This window comes from Enterococcus sp. S53, from assembly GCF_016516865.1.
Classification (GTDB): domain Bacteria; phylum Bacillota; class Bacilli; order Lactobacillales; family Enterococcaceae; genus Enterococcus_D; species Enterococcus_D innesii.
The window spans coordinates 1-16921 of record NZ_JACVUH010000002.1 but is presented as its reverse complement, the minus strand read 5'-3'; the positions used below and the strand labels follow the sequence as shown (position 1 = coordinate 16921).

General features: G+C 32.9%; 16 protein-coding genes and 2 pseudogenes. 16 read left to right on the top strand and 2 right to left on the bottom strand.

The annotated features are described in order from the left end of the window. Window positions 1-55: 55 nt before the first annotated feature. A complete protein-coding gene (locus tag IAE45_RS03050; RefSeq protein WP_200124912.1) occupies window positions 56-2542 on the top strand; it encodes an ATP-dependent DNA helicase in 2487 nt (828 codons plus the stop codon). A gap of 90 nt (window positions 2543-2632) precedes the next feature. Here the strand turns inward: IAE45_RS03050 and IAE45_RS03045 are convergent, their stop codons facing one another. Further along, the gene (locus tag IAE45_RS03045) at window positions 2633-3124 is read right to left on the bottom strand and encodes a YajQ family cyclic di-GMP-binding protein (protein ID WP_005230187.1); all 492 of its coding nucleotides are present in this window, start codon (window positions 3122-3124) and stop codon (window positions 2633-2635) included. A 153-nt stretch (window positions 3125-3277) separates the two neighbouring features. Between IAE45_RS03045 and IAE45_RS03040 the strand changes: the two genes are divergently transcribed. From IAE45_RS03040 to IAE45_RS02975, 15 genes and pseudogenes are all read left to right on the top strand, one after another. Next, complete coding sequence (locus IAE45_RS03040) at window positions 3278-4213, top strand: YitT family protein (protein WP_005230189.1); 936 nt, start codon at window positions 3278-3280, stop codon at window positions 4211-4213. Between the two features lie 74 nt (window positions 4214-4287). Beyond that, complete coding sequence (locus IAE45_RS03035; RefSeq protein WP_005231940.1) at window positions 4288-4617, top strand: metal-sulfur cluster assembly factor; 330 nt, start codon at window positions 4288-4290, stop codon at window positions 4615-4617. 200 nt (window positions 4618-4817) lie between these two features. Beyond that, window positions 4818-5795 carry a tyrosine-type recombinase/integrase gene (locus IAE45_RS03030; protein WP_200124911.1) on the top strand — a complete coding sequence of 326 codons (978 nt, stop codon included), beginning with the start codon at window positions 4818-4820 and terminating at the stop codon, window positions 5793-5795. Between the two features lie 108 nt (window positions 5796-5903). Continuing rightward, window positions 5904-6305 (top strand): annotated as a pseudogene (locus tag IAE45_RS03025) (recombinase family protein); the annotation flags it as partial. Then, window positions 6297-6473 carry a helix-turn-helix domain-containing protein gene (locus tag IAE45_RS19340; protein WP_442784168.1) on the top strand — a complete coding sequence of 59 codons (177 nt, stop codon included), beginning with the start codon at window positions 6297-6299 and terminating at the stop codon, window positions 6471-6473. The pseudogene IAE45_RS03025 and the gene IAE45_RS19340, both read left to right, overlap by 9 nt. A gap of 317 nt (window positions 6474-6790) precedes the next feature. Then, window positions 6791-7417 (top strand): hypothetical protein, encoded by a 627-nt coding sequence (locus IAE45_RS03020; protein ID WP_144771443.1) that lies wholly within the window; start codon window positions 6791-6793, stop codon window positions 7415-7417. 763 nt (window positions 7418-8180) lie between these two features. Then, window positions 8181-9338, top strand: coding sequence for a hypothetical protein (locus tag IAE45_RS03015; protein ID WP_200124909.1), 1158 nt, complete (start codon window positions 8181-8183; stop codon window positions 9336-9338). A gap of 237 nt (window positions 9339-9575) precedes the next feature. Next, window positions 9576-9848 carry a hypothetical protein gene (locus IAE45_RS03010; protein WP_200124907.1) on the top strand — a complete coding sequence of 91 codons (273 nt, stop codon included), beginning with the start codon at window positions 9576-9578 and terminating at the stop codon, window positions 9846-9848. A gap of 265 nt (window positions 9849-10113) precedes the next feature. Beyond that, a pseudogene (locus IAE45_RS03005) lies at window positions 10114-10716 on the top strand (recombinase family protein). A 6-nt stretch (window positions 10717-10722) separates the two neighbouring features. Then, a complete protein-coding gene (locus tag IAE45_RS03000) occupies window positions 10723-12120 on the top strand; it encodes a HEPN domain-containing protein (protein WP_200124905.1) in 1398 nt (465 codons plus the stop codon). A gap of 149 nt (window positions 12121-12269) precedes the next feature. After that, window positions 12270-13280 (top strand): DUF4062 domain-containing protein, encoded by a 1011-nt coding sequence (locus IAE45_RS02995; protein WP_200143121.1) that lies wholly within the window; start codon window positions 12270-12272, stop codon window positions 13278-13280. Between the two features lie 71 nt (window positions 13281-13351). Continuing rightward, complete coding sequence (locus IAE45_RS02990) at window positions 13352-14275, top strand: hypothetical protein (protein WP_200143120.1); 924 nt, start codon at window positions 13352-13354, stop codon at window positions 14273-14275. Between the two features lie 25 nt (window positions 14276-14300). Next, window positions 14301-14690 (top strand): hypothetical protein, encoded by a 390-nt coding sequence (locus IAE45_RS02985; protein ID WP_200143119.1) that lies wholly within the window; start codon window positions 14301-14303, stop codon window positions 14688-14690. A gap of 371 nt (window positions 14691-15061) precedes the next feature. Further along, window positions 15062-15739: a DUF6998 domain-containing protein gene (locus IAE45_RS02980; protein WP_200127838.1), complete on the top strand. Its 678-nt coding sequence runs from the start codon at window positions 15062-15064 to the stop codon at window positions 15737-15739. Continuing rightward, window positions 15736-16260 (top strand): hypothetical protein, encoded by a 525-nt coding sequence (locus IAE45_RS02975; RefSeq protein WP_200127836.1) that lies wholly within the window; start codon window positions 15736-15738, stop codon window positions 16258-16260. Before IAE45_RS02980 ends, IAE45_RS02975 begins: the two co-directional genes overlap by 4 nt. 286 nt (window positions 16261-16546) lie before the next feature. Here the strand turns inward: IAE45_RS02975 and IAE45_RS02970 are convergent. Continuing rightward, the coding region (locus tag IAE45_RS02970) for an IS3 family transposase (RefSeq protein WP_002368750.1) at window positions 16547-16921 on the bottom strand (375 nt) is incomplete at its 5' end.

The window sequence follows — 16921 nt, the reverse complement described above, 5'->3', positions numbered from 1 at the left end:
TTCGCTTTTCCAAAAGCAAACTATCCGCTATAATGGCAAACAAGAAGGTGAACACGTGTATAAAGGAAAAGTTGCGGTTAGAAAAATCGTAGAATTTATTTTGCGCCGAGGCGATATTGATAGCCGCAAAGTCAGTAATCATACCGCGCAAGAAGGCGCCCGGATCCATCGCCAACTACAAAAAGAGGCCGGGGATGGGTATCAAAAAGAAGTCTTCTTCAAACGAGAAAGCCAAATTGAGAAAGATGCCATCACTGTCGAAGGACGTGCCGATGGTCTCTTTTTTGATGCTTCCGTTGATTCTTGGGTGATTGATGAGATCAAAACTTCAGAACCAGCTTTCGAAGATATTCCTGATGATCAAATCGACTTGTTTTTTGCCCAGGGAATGGTTTATGCTTATTTGTTTTTACTACAAGAAAATGAACAAGCAGCGCTTAGTGAGAGTGAAGATCAGGAGAAAAAAGAAGCCGTTTCTGCTGATCAAGAAGAAGCGAAGAAGCCAATCGATCGGATTGCCGTACAATTGACTTATTATCAAACGACTGAAAAGCAGATTACTCGTACGAGAAGAACGTTTCAGTTTTCAGAACTGGCAGTTTTTTATAAAGACTTACTTCAGGAGTATCATAAGTGGCTAGTCTTTCAAGAGAATTGGCGTCGTGTCCGAAATACATCTTTGCAGCTGCTATCTTTTCCTTTTGAAACCTTTCGTAAAGGGCAGCGAGAGCTAGCAGCGGCGGCGTATAAAACACTAAAAAATGGCAAACGACTTTTTGCGGAAGCGCCCACTGGAACTGGAAAAACCATGTCAACATTGTTTCCCGCATTAAAAGTTCTCGGGGAAGAAGGGGCTGATCGGGTCTTCTATCTGACGGCGAAGACGATCACCAGACAAGTGGCTGAAGATGCATTGAGCAAGTTAGCAGACAACGGTAGTGAAACTAAGAGTGTCACGATCACTGCCAAAGACAAAATTTGCTTTTTGGATGAACGAAATTGTACGCCTGAGCATTGTCCTTATGCACAAGGCTATTACAATCGAATCAACGAAGCTTTGTGGGATCTGTTGCATCACGAAAACCAAATAACCCGAGAAGTGATCGAGACTTATGGAATGAAACATACGGTTTGTCCCTTCGAGCTTTCACTGGATGTCAGTGTCTTTTGCGATGTCATTATAGGTGATTATAATTATTTGTTTGATCCAACCGTTTATTTACGGAGATTTTTTGAAGAACCAGAAGAAGAGTATCTCTTTTTAGTAGATGAAGCCCATAACTTAGTTAACCGTTCAAAAGAAATGTATTCCGCAACAATCTCGCGACAGCCATTTAAGGAATTAAAGAAGAAGCTGCCGAAAGATCAACAGAAACTAAAACGCGCACTAAACAAAGTTGATAAAGAATTTGTGGCTATAGCCCAATTAGCAAAAGAGGAAGGATGGGAGTACCATCATCAAGCGGCTCCTCATGATACAATGGTCAACCAGCTTTACAAATTAGCTGAATTGATGAAGGAATGGTTGCCGGCAAATCCTGAGCATGAATTGCAAGAAGAAGTGTTGCAAGTGTATTTTGAAGCTAACCATTATTTGAAGATCAGTGAATTTTATGATGATCACTACGAAACGACGGTGGAGATCGACCGCTATGATATCAAACTACGGCAATTTTGCATCGAACCAGCGCCGTTTTTGGAATCCGTGTTAGATAAGGGCAAGGCCAGCCTGTTGTTTTCTGCGAGCTTTACCCCTTTGTCGTATTATCAAGAAGTATTAGGTGGCGGCGATGAAGCTTTGCGCTATCGCTTGCCAAGTCCTTTTGATCCGAAAAATCAGGGGATTTTTATTGCGGACTATATCCAAACGACGTATCGCCAACGTGAAGCCAGCATTCCTGCGATCGTTGATGCGATCCAGCAAATGACGGCAGCGAAAGCGGGAAACTATATGGTCTTTTTCCCCTCTTATCGTTACTTGGATGATGTGGCGGCAGCATTTTCTCAACAGACGCCAGAGGTGGAGGTCTTGATTCAGGGGACAGCTATGAATGAAGCTGAACGTGAAGCGTTTCTTGCAAAGTTTCAATCCGTGAATCAGCAAGAATCATCCGTGCTAGAAACAATTCAAGATAAACAAGAGAGTCAACCAAAAACATTGGTGGCATTTTGTGTCCTTGGAGGAATTTTTTCTGAAGGGATCGACCTAAAAGGCGATCGCTTGATCGGTGCCGCAGTGGTAGGTGTCGGACTGCCGCAAATCAATCACGAACAAGAATTGATTCGGGAATATTACGATGAAAAAAAGGCAGCTGGCTTTGCGTATGCCTATCAGCTGCCCGGGATGAATAAAGTCCTGCAAGCAGCCGGTCGAGTGATCCGAGATGTCAGCGATCGCGGCGTGGTGTTATTGCTGGATCAGCGCTTTCGGACACCGCGTTACCAAGAACTTTTCCCGCTACACTGGCAGCATGCCTTGCAGATTCGACGGCCGCAAGAGTTATCAAAGGCATTGACTCATTTTTGGCAAGAAAAAAACTAGAAGCAGAGCTTTCAGGAGAGGTTGTGCAAAATCAGCAGATAAAGCTGATTTTGCCTAACCAACACGTTAGACTCTGTTCTAGTTTTTTTATTAGCGATAATTTGTAAACTGTAAATCGATCGTTAAAGGCAGTTTACGCAATAATTGGATCACCTCTTGCAGATCGTCACGACTTTTGCCGGTTACCCGAATTTGATTGTCTTGAATTTGGGTTTTAACTTTTAGCTTGGCGTTTTTGATCGCTGTGGTTATTTTTTTGGCGTTTTCTTTATCGATGCCATTGATCAATTCTGCCGTTTGACGAGCTTTTGCCCCCAAGGCATGCTCCGTTTCGCCAAATTGTATATTTTTCGTTGGTACATTCCGTTTGATCAGCTTCGCAAAGAGCACATCTTTGATTTGCTCCAGCTTAAATTCGTCATCCCCAACAATCGTCAATTTGCCCTCAGTCATCTTGATTTCTACCGTGGAGCCTTTAAAATCAAATCGGTTTTTCAATTCTTTTTCCGCCTGTTGAATGGCGTTTTTCACTTCTTCTGTGTTGATCTCAGATACGACATCAAAACTTGCTTCTTTTGCCAAAATCAATCACTCCTCTCATCTCTTACTTATGATTTTAACATGGAGGCGAACGATGCGGGAATGAAAAGTAAATTTTTGCAAATAATTGTTTCATTTTTTCACACAAACTGCTATTCTTTGGAAGGAGATTTTTAGTGAAGGAGCTAGATCATTGTGAGTAAGTTATTAACGAAGCACGAACAATCAGAACGATTGAAAAAAATAGGGGTTATTTTGCTGTCAGGTATCACCGCAGCCATTGCTTTAAATTTCTTTTTGATTCCCGCAAACGTTCTTTCTGCTGGGATGAACGGGGTCGCCCAATTGATCGTGGCACTTGCCTTGGAACATTTTGGCGTTCACCTTAGTACAGGGCTGTTTATTTTCCTCTTAAACTTGCCTATTTTTGTTCTCGGGTTCATCAAACTCGGGAAATCATCGACACTATTGAGCTTTATCAATGTCGTTGTCGTTTCTGTCTTAACGATGATCCTTCCGCAAGGAGCGATCACTGACAATATTTTGGTTAACGCTTTGCTCGGTGGCGTACTGTTAGGCGTCGGCGTTGCGTTTTCACTGAAAATGGGTTTTACCACCGGCGGAATGGATATCCTTTCGTTGATATTATCAAAAACGACTGGAAAAACGGTCGGTAAATATATGTTTATTTTAAACGGCATCATTGTCATGGTCTCAGGTTTCGTCTTTTCTTGGGAAAGTGCCTTGTACACGATCATTTCGATTTTCGCGATGAGCTACGTGGTGGACATGCTGCACACAAGTCATCAAAAGGTAACGGCGATGATTATTACGACCAATGCGGAAGCTGTTGGGAAAAATATTTCTAAGCATGTGTTTCGCGGCATGACTTTGTTCCCCTCAGTCGGAGGGTATTCAGGCGTACCTGGCAATATGATCATGATGGTCGTGACGCGCTACGAGATCTACGATTTAGAACAAGCCGTTTTAGAAGCTGACGGCAATGCGTTTATTAATTTTGTGCCGACCCAATCGATTACAGGCCGTTTTGCGACAGATGATGAACAACGGACCTTTAAAACGACAGGAGTCTTCCCAGAACTGAAAATACACAAGAAAAGCCGTCCATAATCAAGGATCGTCCATTTACAAATCTTGCAAAAGAAGGTATTATTTGAAACAAGAATTAAAGGAGGTCTTCAACCGTGGCATATACTGAAGTAGAAGCAGAAGCAATCAAAGAGCGTGTCTTGGCTGCCTTGGAAACCGTGATTGACCCTGAGTTGGGGATTGATATAGTGAATCTAGGCTTAGTTTATGAAGTCGAATTTGATGCAGAAACAGGCAATACCGTAATCAAAATGACCTTAACAACAATGGGCTGTCCCTTAGCCGACGTATTGACTGAATCGATACACGAAGCATTAAGCGATATTCCAGAAGTCAAAAATCCAGAGGTAAAATTAGTTTGGTATCCCGCTTGGACGACCGATAAAATGAGTCGTTATGCACGGATTGCTTTGGGGATTCGTTAAGCTGATATATCAAGGTTTAAAGAGGTTTTTGATTGAAATTTGATGGGTTAAATACTCATCTAGTGCGGTGTCCAATATGAATTTTTACTGTCTTGGATTACTTACCACATGAGTTAATTTTGATTGGACTCTAATTTAAAATGGCAAAAGTCAGAAGGCTCTTTCGTTAACTAATATGTTAGCGAAGGAGTTTTTTTGTTATGGAAAGATTGATATTAAAGGATTTAGTAGTAGAGTCAGCATTTAATGACAGGGCAAGAGGATTATCTCCAAAGACGATAAAAAAACATGGGAAAACTTTGAGTATGTTTCTGAAATTTTTAGAAGAAAAAAATGTTGACTCACTAGATATGGTGACTGTATCTCACGTACGCGGCTTTTTGATTAAGAATATTGAAGAAGGAAAAGCAGAAACTTACGTAAATAGCCATTTACGTAGCATTAGAGCGTTTTTTAGGTATTGTATAGATGAGAATTACATGAGAGAAAAAGAAAATCCCTGTTTATATGTAAAGTGGATAAAAGAGAGACAGGTTGTTATCAACACCTTCTCTGATGATGAAGTTAAAAAGATGTTAAAGTACGCTAAACAAAGAACATTTACTAATGTAAAGCGTAAAGACAAATACCATCTAGGACTTCAGACCAAGTTTACCAATGAAAGAAGTTACTTACTGTTGCTAATTTTAGTTGACACTGGTCTCAGAATAAGTGAGGTTATGAATCTTAAACACTGTCATGTTGAAGAATCGCAAATTAAGGTGGAGAACGGTAAAGGGAAGAAAGATAGAGTAGTTCATTGTTCGCCAACAGTATATAAAGCTTATCTAAAGTATCTCAGAGTAGCTAATGTTTTTTTTGAATATTATGAAATTATGAAAGATGAATATGTATTTCTTACAAAGTATGGCAAACAATATAGCTATATCTCGGCAGAGAGAGAAATTAAGAAAATTGGTGTTGCAAGTAATGTTAATCCAAATATTAGGATTAGTCCTCATACTTTTAGACATTATTTTACTCAGAAACTAGTTAGAAATGGTGCAGATATTTATATGATTCAAAAATTATTGGGACATTCCTCGATTAAGACGACGGAAGTCTATCTAAGGTCATTAAATATTGACGATTCAATAGAAAAAGCAGTCAAACACTCACCGCTACAAACAATTAAGTAAAAATGTATTGACAATATCAGTAATAGTTCATAAGCTTGCTACAAAGTTTCTTAACCACTCACTATTACTGACACCATGAAGTTATTAAACAAATAGAAGGAGTCAGCAATGAAGAAAGTAGCATATGTAAGAACATCGACAGGTAAGCAAACATTAGGTATTGAAGTCCAAATAGAGGCTCTCACAGCTTACCAACCCACTCACTGGTTCATTGAACAAGTCAGTGGTCGTAAAGTTGATAGAGAGCAATTAAACAGAGCTCTAGACATCCTAGAAGAAGGAGATACGCTAATAGTCTACAAACTTGACAGATTAGGAAGGAGCACTAAACAATTGGTCAATCTTATTAGTCAATTAGAAGAGAAAAAGATTCATCTTAATATCATTACGGAGGGGATTGACACATCAACAGCGACTGGGAAACTTATTTTTACAATCTTATCCGCAGTTGCAGAGATGGAAGCGAGTTTAATTTCAGAACGCACGAAACAAGCTCTAGCGATGTCGGATAACAAAGGTGGTAGACCGAAATTAAATAATTTAACAAAAGCTAAAGTGCTTGAAATGCATCGAAAACAGACTTACACAGTGAGCGAGATAGCACTTGAGCTTAATATTAGTGAAAGCAGTATTTACAGAATAGTTAGAACACATAAATTAAATAGTAACAAAGGTTGATAAACTTTTAGTAAGTAACGTATAATGATGTTAAGAAACGAACGTTTTTGACAGACGTTAAACAATAAAAAACTGACTCACTCAGAATCTTATAAACTCAACCTTTTTGGTTGTTTTTTGAGATTCTTTTTCTATTATATTCATTATTATCTAATTCGTTCGTTTTAGACATAGTCTAACAGTGTTAGTAATAGTGAAATATAGATTGAAGGGAGTTTATATAGGGGTAGCTTTTTACCAAAATTAGTAATAATGATTAAAAGTAATGATTACACCACTTCTTTCGTGCAACTATAATAATAAAAAGGAGAATGAAAATGGAAGAGTCAATGAGTTTGATGGAAACTTTAGGATGGTTAGGAATAATTGCAATAGGTTTTTTTGTAGTAGCGGGAATTATCGCAACTATAACAACACCAAAATTAACCACGAACGACATTTCGAGTGATGAATTAAATCATTATGGAATTGATACAAGTTCGAATAATTGTTTTAATGGTAGTTTTAGTAGACTTGGTATAGATATACAAAAAAAAGTGTTTTTTGAAGCAAATTTGAGACACATTAAGCTAGATGGAGTTTCAAAGTCATATTACAAAATGAAAGAGATGATTAATTTAACGGATGTAATTGAAGTCGAATTAATCCAAGACAATGACATAGTTAGCAAAGTATCTTCGAGTAGTGCTATATCAAGAGCCGTTGTAGGAGGAGCACTAGCGGGAGGAATCGGTGCAGTTATTGGTGGCAATACGGCAAAATCAAAGTCATTAAATAAATTAAGTAGAATTTCTTTTAAATTTAAAATTAATGACATGGATAATCCATACAAGGAGATACTAATTTTTAGTGATAAAAAAGGATTATCAAAAACTGAGAAGGAACAAGCATGGAAATTGTTTGGTCAACTCGAATTAATTATAAGTGATTTAAACAAAAAATAACTTCTTTCTCGCAACTATTGATTAAAATAATATTTAAGTATATACACGATGCAATAGACCTTTAGTGTTTATACAGCGTTTATAAACGACATTTAAAACCAAAAATTCGTTATTTTAATTGTAGGCTTTTAGGAGGGTGTTGACTATAGTATAGTCGACACCCTCTTTTGTTGAAAAAATTATTAACATTTTCGCGAAGGGAACATACGTTTGTGGTGTTGTGGATAAAATAATCTGGAAATATGGTATAATATATATATATCGATATGACAATTTTTTGTTTATCGTTTAAATAATGCAGTTTATAGACACTAAGGAATAGAGTGTTAAAAAAATTTACATTTATTAGTCCAGTTTGAATCATTCCTAAAGGCAAAATATTATTTAATTCAAGACCCCCGTCCGCGTATTCACACGTTAACAAGTTAACGCGCGAATCACACGACCGCCTAAAAAATAACTTATACTCGCATTCGCTCATACAAGTTATTTTTTAGAACCTTCTTCTTTTAAATATTTTAGATTTTGAAAGTTGAATAATTAATAATATATGTAGCAGAAGAGATGATGTAGACGAGAGCGTTAGCTCTTGGCTACGACAAGTAGTTTGTGACCGAGCTTGCGAGTAACAAACTACGCGTCAGGGGGTTCGGTCTTTGAACAAGATATAATTTAATTGGTACACAACTCCGTTTCTTTATTAAAATTAAAATAGATTAATAAAAGAATAGAGTTGTGTACCAATAAGAAAGGGGTAAATAATATGGAAATTACAATATCAGAATTGTTGCAATCGAATTTAATAAAGCCATCGACAAAGGATTCAATCATTAAAGCAGGGAAAATGAGAGACAATGTTAAAAAATCAGTAATCCGTCAACTACAGCATTCACACGAGACAGTTGAGTATGTTGCAGGCAAGAGAGGTCAAGAACCACGTTTCATTCTTGGCAACCCAAGAGAGGTAGAAAGTGAGTATAATCAATATGAGAATGTTGGAGGTAAATCAATTGATTGGTCAGAGATTGATAACTACATTGAAAACCGCATGGGCTATATGATGATTGTTGAAGAAAGGAAAGGCAATAAATATGAACATTATGTAACTAAGAGAAGAATTATAGAGAGATTGACTAAAGAAGACAAAATAGTAAAAGCATTAGTAAGAATTTTTATCAATAATGATAATATCGAAAGTCTTCAACAAGTCAAAAATATGTATTCAGACAATGAAAATTGGAACTTGAATAGAATGATGTACGACTTGGCAAAAATGAAAGATTATCTTGATTATTTTGTAGAGAGTCGCATAACTACAAGTTTGTTGAATCGAGTAGATGCCGTTCTAGCAAAGCATGAACACAGTGTAAAATATAAAGCGGAAAAAGATGGCAAATATATTCAAATCACAGAAGAAGAGTATAAAAAATATACAAAATTCAAAAAAGAACAAAAAGAAAATAACCCAAGAATCACTGTCAAACAAATGAATAAGCTTGTTGAAGAAAAGTTTCCTTTTCAATATGCTTTTGTTACTTACTTTGTTCATAATGCAGAAAAGTTAAAAAATGACAACTATGATTTTGTTGAGATTACAAATTTTCTGTATAGTCGAGTGATTCAGTCCGCTGAACGAAAACAATCTAAATCAGAATTTGTAGATGATGATGAAGCAAGTATAGACATCTTGAATGTTAGGCTTTTGAAGAATGGTAATTTTGTTGATTTCATGAAGTTATTTTTTAAAGAAATGTTTGATGAAAATAGTAAAAATAATGAAGCAGTATCAAGCTTTATTGAGAATATCATCAATTATGAAAAAGAAATAAAAAGAATGATAGAGTTGAACGGTGGCAAGTTAAACAAAGAAGATAAAGCGAGATTGTATCAAATTAACTTACTTAAAAAAGTAGCGGAATAAAAAGGAGTAGACAAAATGTAAAACGATAAGATTATTGATTTAAGCTCTTATAAAAATGAGAAAGAAATTACTCTAGAAGAAATGAGTGAAATTACAAAAGAGAGAAAGAAGAACAGAAAAGAATATTTTTCGTTCACGCAAATCAAAAAGTTTTTATGTGATTTAGAAACAACTGAGGTTGTTCAGTGATTTATAGAACAAAATATCGTTAAAAAGCGTGAAAATGGTAAAGTCGGATTGATTTTTACCAATTTAGAGGTTGAAGAGAAATGTGGTTTCTTGAATACTGGTTTAAATGCTGATGGGAAAGAGTGGGAGCAACCACTCTTTAATAAAGAGACAGCTCAGAAATATATTGATAGTAGGATGGAAGAGGAAATTGAAATCTTTTTGAAACGTTCTGCTAAACAGTATGACAGAATGTTGAATGCTGAAATTGGCGAGGATTACAAAGGCGGAATGATACTCCCGCAAAATTATTTAGATGCTATTCATGAAATTTTAGCTTAACTTTGAAAATGAATTTTAATAAGAAGAATTATAAACATGAATTTGAAGTATAAAACGAAGACATTCACTATTCATTATAAAAGAAAAATTAGTCTTATATTAAAATTAATTCTTGAAAACATACTAATGTTCACTTTAATTAGTATGTTTTTTTGTTTAACTTGAGTATACCTAAACAATACAACATGCAGTCATTGATTTATAATGGTTTCAAGGCGTTCAATATACATGTTCATTATATATGAATCCTATCAGGAGGATTACCATGACAAAAATAGGGTATGCGAGAGTTTCATCAAGAGAACAAAATTTAGAAAGACAATTTGAATTGTTGGAGAAAGCAGAAGTTAATAAGATTTTTTCGGATAAATTAAGTGGTAAAGATAATAATCGTCCAAAATTACAAGAGTTATTAAATTATATTAGAGAAAGTGATATAGTTGTTGTAAGCGAATTAGATAGGCTAGGGCGCAATAATAAAGAGATAACTAATATTATGAACCAGATACAAAATAAATGAGCAACACTTGAAATACTTAATTTACCATCTCTTAATGGTATACAGGATGATAACTTGAGAAGGTTACTAAATAATCTAATCATTGAATTGTTTAAGTATACGGCTGAGAATGAACGTAAACAGATACGTGAAAGGCAAAGGCAAGGTATTGAGTTGGCGAGAGAAAAAGGTAAATATAAAGGTAGACCTTTTGCGTATAGTGCTGATTCAACAGATAAACAGAAACGTGTAACATATGAAAAGATTGTGGAGATGTTAGAGAAAGATGTACCTATAACTAAGATTTCTAAAGAACTTGATGTTGCTAGGAATACGATTTATAGGATAAGAGATGAGAAAAAGGAGTAAAAATTTATGAAACTGACTTTAAGGTTCTCTGGAAAAACCGAGATTAAAGGAATTGAGGAATCTCTTGATACTATAATTTACCAAAATGATGAAAAAAATGTGAACTTTGTTCATATCAACTTTTATAATAAGGAAAAAGGAAGAGGCTCATCCACGCTCTTACCTTACTTTATAAACACTATGGAAGTCACATTATCTAATGGTGGTAAAATATTATTAGTTGATGGTCAAAGAGTACAACATTCTTCGGAAATATCATATGGAAGAGAGGTTTTTAAATACTATTTTGATTATATAATCGATGGAGCATCTGATAGTTTGAATAGGTTCTCAAAAGTATACTACAAAGTATCAGGAATAATGAAATGGGCTCAAAAATCAAATTTTATTCTATCAGTATCGAAGGAAGCAAAACATTATATCGATTTGTCTAGGGACACTAAACTATTAATTTATGAATCTGAAGAGTACAAAATAGAGTATTTTGTGGGATATATATTTAAGAGTGATTTTATGATAGAAGAAGTAAAATTGACTCAAAAACCGACAATTATTATAGAAAGCAAATCGCCTCAAAGCATACAGTGGTTTGATGAAAAATTTAATCAATTTAAAACAATTATTGAGTTAGCAACACATAAAAAAATTAATTATCAAGAATTATCAGTACAAGAAAAAAATACAGAATCTTTTTCTGAAACTAAAGACTCAATATTAGTAGTTAATTCTTCATTTTCCACAATTAATAATCAAGAAGAAAACTATTTTGATAGTACAAATTATTTATTTACTTGTACTGATTTATTAGAAGCAAGTGATTTGGCTAATTGGTACCAAAAAAGTGAAAAACTAAAACCAATATTGAATTTATACGTGGAAGCATACTATTCGGATGCGTCAAAGATAGAAAATCATTTTTTAAATATCTGTCAAGCACTAGAAACCTATCATTCCAGAATGTATACAGATAATAAAAAAAATTATATAGAAGTTTGTAAAAAGAAATTAAATGATTACCCAGAAGAGTGGTTACAGTTTTTAGTTAGGGATGAGAAAAGAAATAAAATTTTATTGAGTGAAAGGATATCAGATTTAATGTTTGTAGATAATCCAAAGTATATTTTTTCTGGCGGATTTAATTATGTAGAATTTCCTAAAATAATTTCTGATACAAGAAATTACTACACTCATTATAATGAAAAACGAAGAAAAAATGCACTAGAAGGTGAGGAATTAATAGATGCTATCGCTATTTTAAGAGGGATTTTAGAATATCATCTATTAAGAGAATTGGGATTTGATGAAGAAAAAAATTTTTTTAAAATAAATGAGAAATTTACAAGAATAAGGGATAAAAGAAGTTATAAGAAAGCTTTGATGGAGTCTGATGAAGAAAAGTTTTAGTTGAAGTTCATTCATTATAAAGTAAATACTAAACATTAAATTAATCATATTTTGGTGATGACTAATATTAATAAAATGCTTAAGAAATTTAATTAAAAAAGGTTTGAAATATAGCAACATAACAATAAATCATAGAATTGGAGATATTCATGAATAAGAAATATCAAGTATTTGTATCCTCAACATATACAGATTTAATGGATGAGAGGCAAGCTGTAGTTGAACAAATATTGAAACAAGGTCATATTCCTGCTGGAATGGAGTTGTTTAGAGCAGATGATAGAAGCCAAAAAGATATAATAAGAAAGTGGATTGAAGAATCTGATATTTATGTATTAATATTAGGATACAGGTATGGCACAATAGATTCTGATTCAAAAATAAGTTATACAGAATGGGAATATAACTTAGCGGTAGAGTTAAATAAACCAAGAATAGTGTTAATTTTATCAAATGATTGGTTGGAAAGAAAATTGAATGGAGCAAAATTGAATGAAAATGAAACTTTGTTACCTCAATATGTTGATTTTAAAAGTAAGTTAAGAGATACGGGTAGATATGCTCATGAGGTTGGTAGTATTGATAATTTAAAATTGAAAATTTCAGAAAATATTAGTTTTGTTATTGAAGATTCCGCAGAACAACTTGTAGGATGGATAAGAGAGAAATCATTAATACCAAAAATAGATAAGTATAATCCTCTTTCTAATATAAAGATTTCAGTTAAAAAGGTCTACTCAAAAACAAATAATAAACCATGGGGAACATTTGAAAATGATGGCGAAGTAATTTTCTCTATGCCATTATGGATTGAATTTTTTAATACAGCTGATGAGAGTGGTTTTATAAAAGACGTGAATTTAGAACTCTATCATAAAGATAAAAAACTTGGAAAGATGACTCAAATACAAAAGACAGATGTGGAAGTTTTTGGAAATGAAGAAAAATATACATTTCTTTTAGAACCTTACGCATCAGAAAAATATACCTTATATTTCGCAATTAAAAAAAGTGAATTAAATAGGGATTTTGATAGGGTGATATTAACTTTTAAAGATATCAATGATAAATTATATGAATATCCTTTAGTAACTAATATTAAGAATAGTTGGGAAATGGGATTTCAATCTATTGAAGATTGGGAAGATGTATTATTTTAGAATAAAATTCTTATTTTATATTAACAATATATGTACAGTTAAATTAGGGTGTGAGAATAATAAAACAATGGATGATGAACAGAGTTAACGTATATAAATACAGATTTAAAAGATTTAAATTTAATATTAAGATGAACTCAGGAGATAAATTAGATAAAAAAGGCATTTTTTCAGTTATTATTAGTAATTTAATTGTAAATTTAATTGCATCAATATTAGTTGTATTATATTTTTTAATAAATAATTTGCCCGATGTTGATAATAAAATATCTATTCTTCAGATTTTAATAATGGCTATATCTATAATACTTTTATTTTGGAATGTGGAACAAATAATAAAGAGTTCTAATAAAAATGAAGCAGTTATAGGGGCAATATTGACTCCTGTTTTTTTACTTTTGATACCAAAAATTACGAAGTGGTTATTTGATACAACAATATCTTACTCGAATTTAAGAAAACATAAAGAAGTATTAGATTATGTGACTACTCAGCTTAATAATTATGAAGATAGCTATCTGTATGTAGCCATTATATTATTAGTGACATTGTTACCTCTACTCTTGGATTATGTAAAAGATATTCTTTCTGATAATCGCGAGAAAACTAATTTTTATAAATGGCAAAGGAATTTGTACGGTAGGCATAATGATGAGCAAAAAAAACAATTAATAAATTCTTTAAGATTAGAAATGAAAATTTTTTTTGATAATAAAGAAGATTTCTTTGATTTTTTTACTAGTTTTTCAAATGAAAAGATAAACATATATGATATTGTAGAGATTTTAAAACTAATTAATTATAATATAAGAAATGAAAATCTAGAAAACTATATTTTAGGAAAAGTTAATACTAGTGATGTAAATGAAAAAATATTATCTGAACATTTCTTTTACGATGATATTTATGAAATAAAATTTTTAAAAATAGAAAGTGATTTCCCAATTTTTGATATTTACACAAATAGTTTTCAAGTAAAAATAACAAAATTATAAATGTTTTAATTTTAGGAGGAATACAATGACTATAAATGCTGATTTTAGAGTGATAGATTTATTTAATGGTAAAGTAATCGAAAGTAATGAAACACCAGAAATTACTGGAACTCTATACGATGTAATTAGACAATTTCAAGGTCAAACATATATGCTCAGTCAAAACACTGGATTTATAGATTTTAAGGGTAATAAAATTTATGAGCATGACTATATATTTTTTTATGATTTGAAAAGTAACGCATTGGGAGAAACGATTTACACTAAAATTGGAGAAGGCCATGTAAAATTAGGGGTTTGGGGTACATGTGTAGAAACCTTGAATAAAGAAACTCAGCAAATAGATACTTATTATTTATCTAATCAAAAGACAGACTTTGAAAAAATAGGTGACTATTTCTATAGAAATGAATAATAAGTTTAACTATGTATATTTTTTGTGTATTTAAAAAAAATGATTAATCTTTGATTTTTGATGGTTATTTTTAGTTCACACTGAATTGAATATAAAGTAAGATATTGCTAACTGCAAAATGCATCCTAGTTAGCAGTACATAACAATCTATTTTTAATAATGTTGATATACAAAGCTTTATGTGGTATGATTTTGTCAAATAAAAGAAAAGTCAACCTGACCGTATTGCTAAATACAGACAGATTTTACGTAAATAATAAATCGTTCTTACAATTAATTTTGTGAGAGCTTTTTTATTATCATTTGCCAGTTTAAAGAATGATACAATTGAAATACTCATTTATAAAATTAGAAAAAATAGGAGTGATAGAATGTCAATAACACAAAAAGATATGATTCATTCACTATCAAAATTATTAGATTGGTTAGAACAAGAAAGTAATTGGGGAACTAATGCTGGGGAGTTAAGATTTATTACTGGCCGTATTGGAGAGCTTTACACAGCAATTATGACAAATGGTCAAATGGCTACGGAAACAAATCAAAAAGGTTATGATGTTGTTTCTGAGTCTGGGGAACGTATTAGTGTTAAAGCTACAACTAGAAAAAGTGGAAGTCATCAATTTAGATTTAATAGTAAAACTCTAACAAAAGTTGACAGAATAGTATTAGTTTATGTGAATGTTGAAGATTTGGAAGTTCAATTTATCTATGATGGACTTATTAATGAAGCAAAAAAATTAATGGTTTATACTAAAGATGGTAGAGACAAATCTATATCTCAGAGCAAAGTGCTTAAAAATTCTACAACAGAAACAAGGTCAATTATTATGCAAGAAACAGAGTACAAAAATTATATAGTTCAAAAATTAGAAAGTGGAAAAATTAGAGTTATTCATGAAGGAAATGAAGTTCCTATTGTTAAACCTGTTCTTAGAGAAATAGCAAAAGAAATAGGTGTGGATATTAATAATGGAAATGGTAATTTAAAAACAACTAGGATACTTGGCAATGACGTAATTCGCCAATTGAATGAGGAGGATTTATGAAAGTAAAAATAAAGGTATGCTTATTTTTCTTGTTATTTGTTAATTTATCAGCATGCTGTAGCAACTCAAAAAAGAGAGTAGAGGAATCAAAAGAAACTCAAATTACTTCAAGTACATTTGAAATTACAAGTTCTGATACAAATTCTTCAAGTACGAAATCAGTTGTAACAGATACAAGTTCGTCTAGATTAGAGTCAGAATCCGAAAATACAATAGTACAAAATGATATGATTAATTTAGGAACAATCTATTATCAAGATTTAGACATTAATGACCCAATTCAAGCAAACTCTCAATACTTAGGATGTTATATTGTAGATGATGGAAGTACAGTTAATCTAATACCGCTAATGGCTGCGACAGTTCAAAATTTACAGATTTATACATCTGGTCAAGGAAACGAAGATTACTATCAACAATTTCTAAATAAAGCCATTGAAACAAGTAATTTAACAAGTGGTAAACCTGTAAGTATTTTTGATAGAGAAGATGGCGAGATAATAATTACAGCTCAAAGTTGAGAGATAATTTTGAGTAAATAGATTTTAAAAAAATAAAACTCAGTAGAATTTTTCTAAGTCTACTGAGTTTTTTGCGTTATTGTGGTGTTATAGCCCAAGTTATAGTGTGTCCATCTATATCAGTTGTCCATGTATCAAATGACAAATTTCCATCATTATGGAATGGCAACAGTTTTTTTGACAAATTTTATAAGGTGCAGAACTTCTTTCCGTATGCTATTCCGATTGTCCTTGACAATGAGCCTCCTCGGATGTGACGATCTTCGGCAGGAGCTAACAGTTAAAGTTAGACTGCCTCGCTAGCGTTAGCACATCCGAGCTCATTATCAAGGATTCGCTGCGCCAATCTCTGGTTACGGTAACCAACCGGTGTCTCGTAGCCAAGTGTACCGTGCAACCGAAGGTGGTTCCACCAATTGACATAGTCAAATAACTCCAAATCCAATTGTTGTAAGGTTTCAAATGTGTATTGATAGACAAATTCTACTTTCAACGACTTATAAGTTGATTCAGCTACGGCATTATCAAAAGGACAGCCTTTATGACTCAATGATCGATTGATGTCAAAAGTTGTTAATAATTCATCAATAGCTTGGTTATCAAACTCTTTTCCACGATCAGTATGAAAAATCTCAACCTCTGTCAGAGGTTGTTTGATACG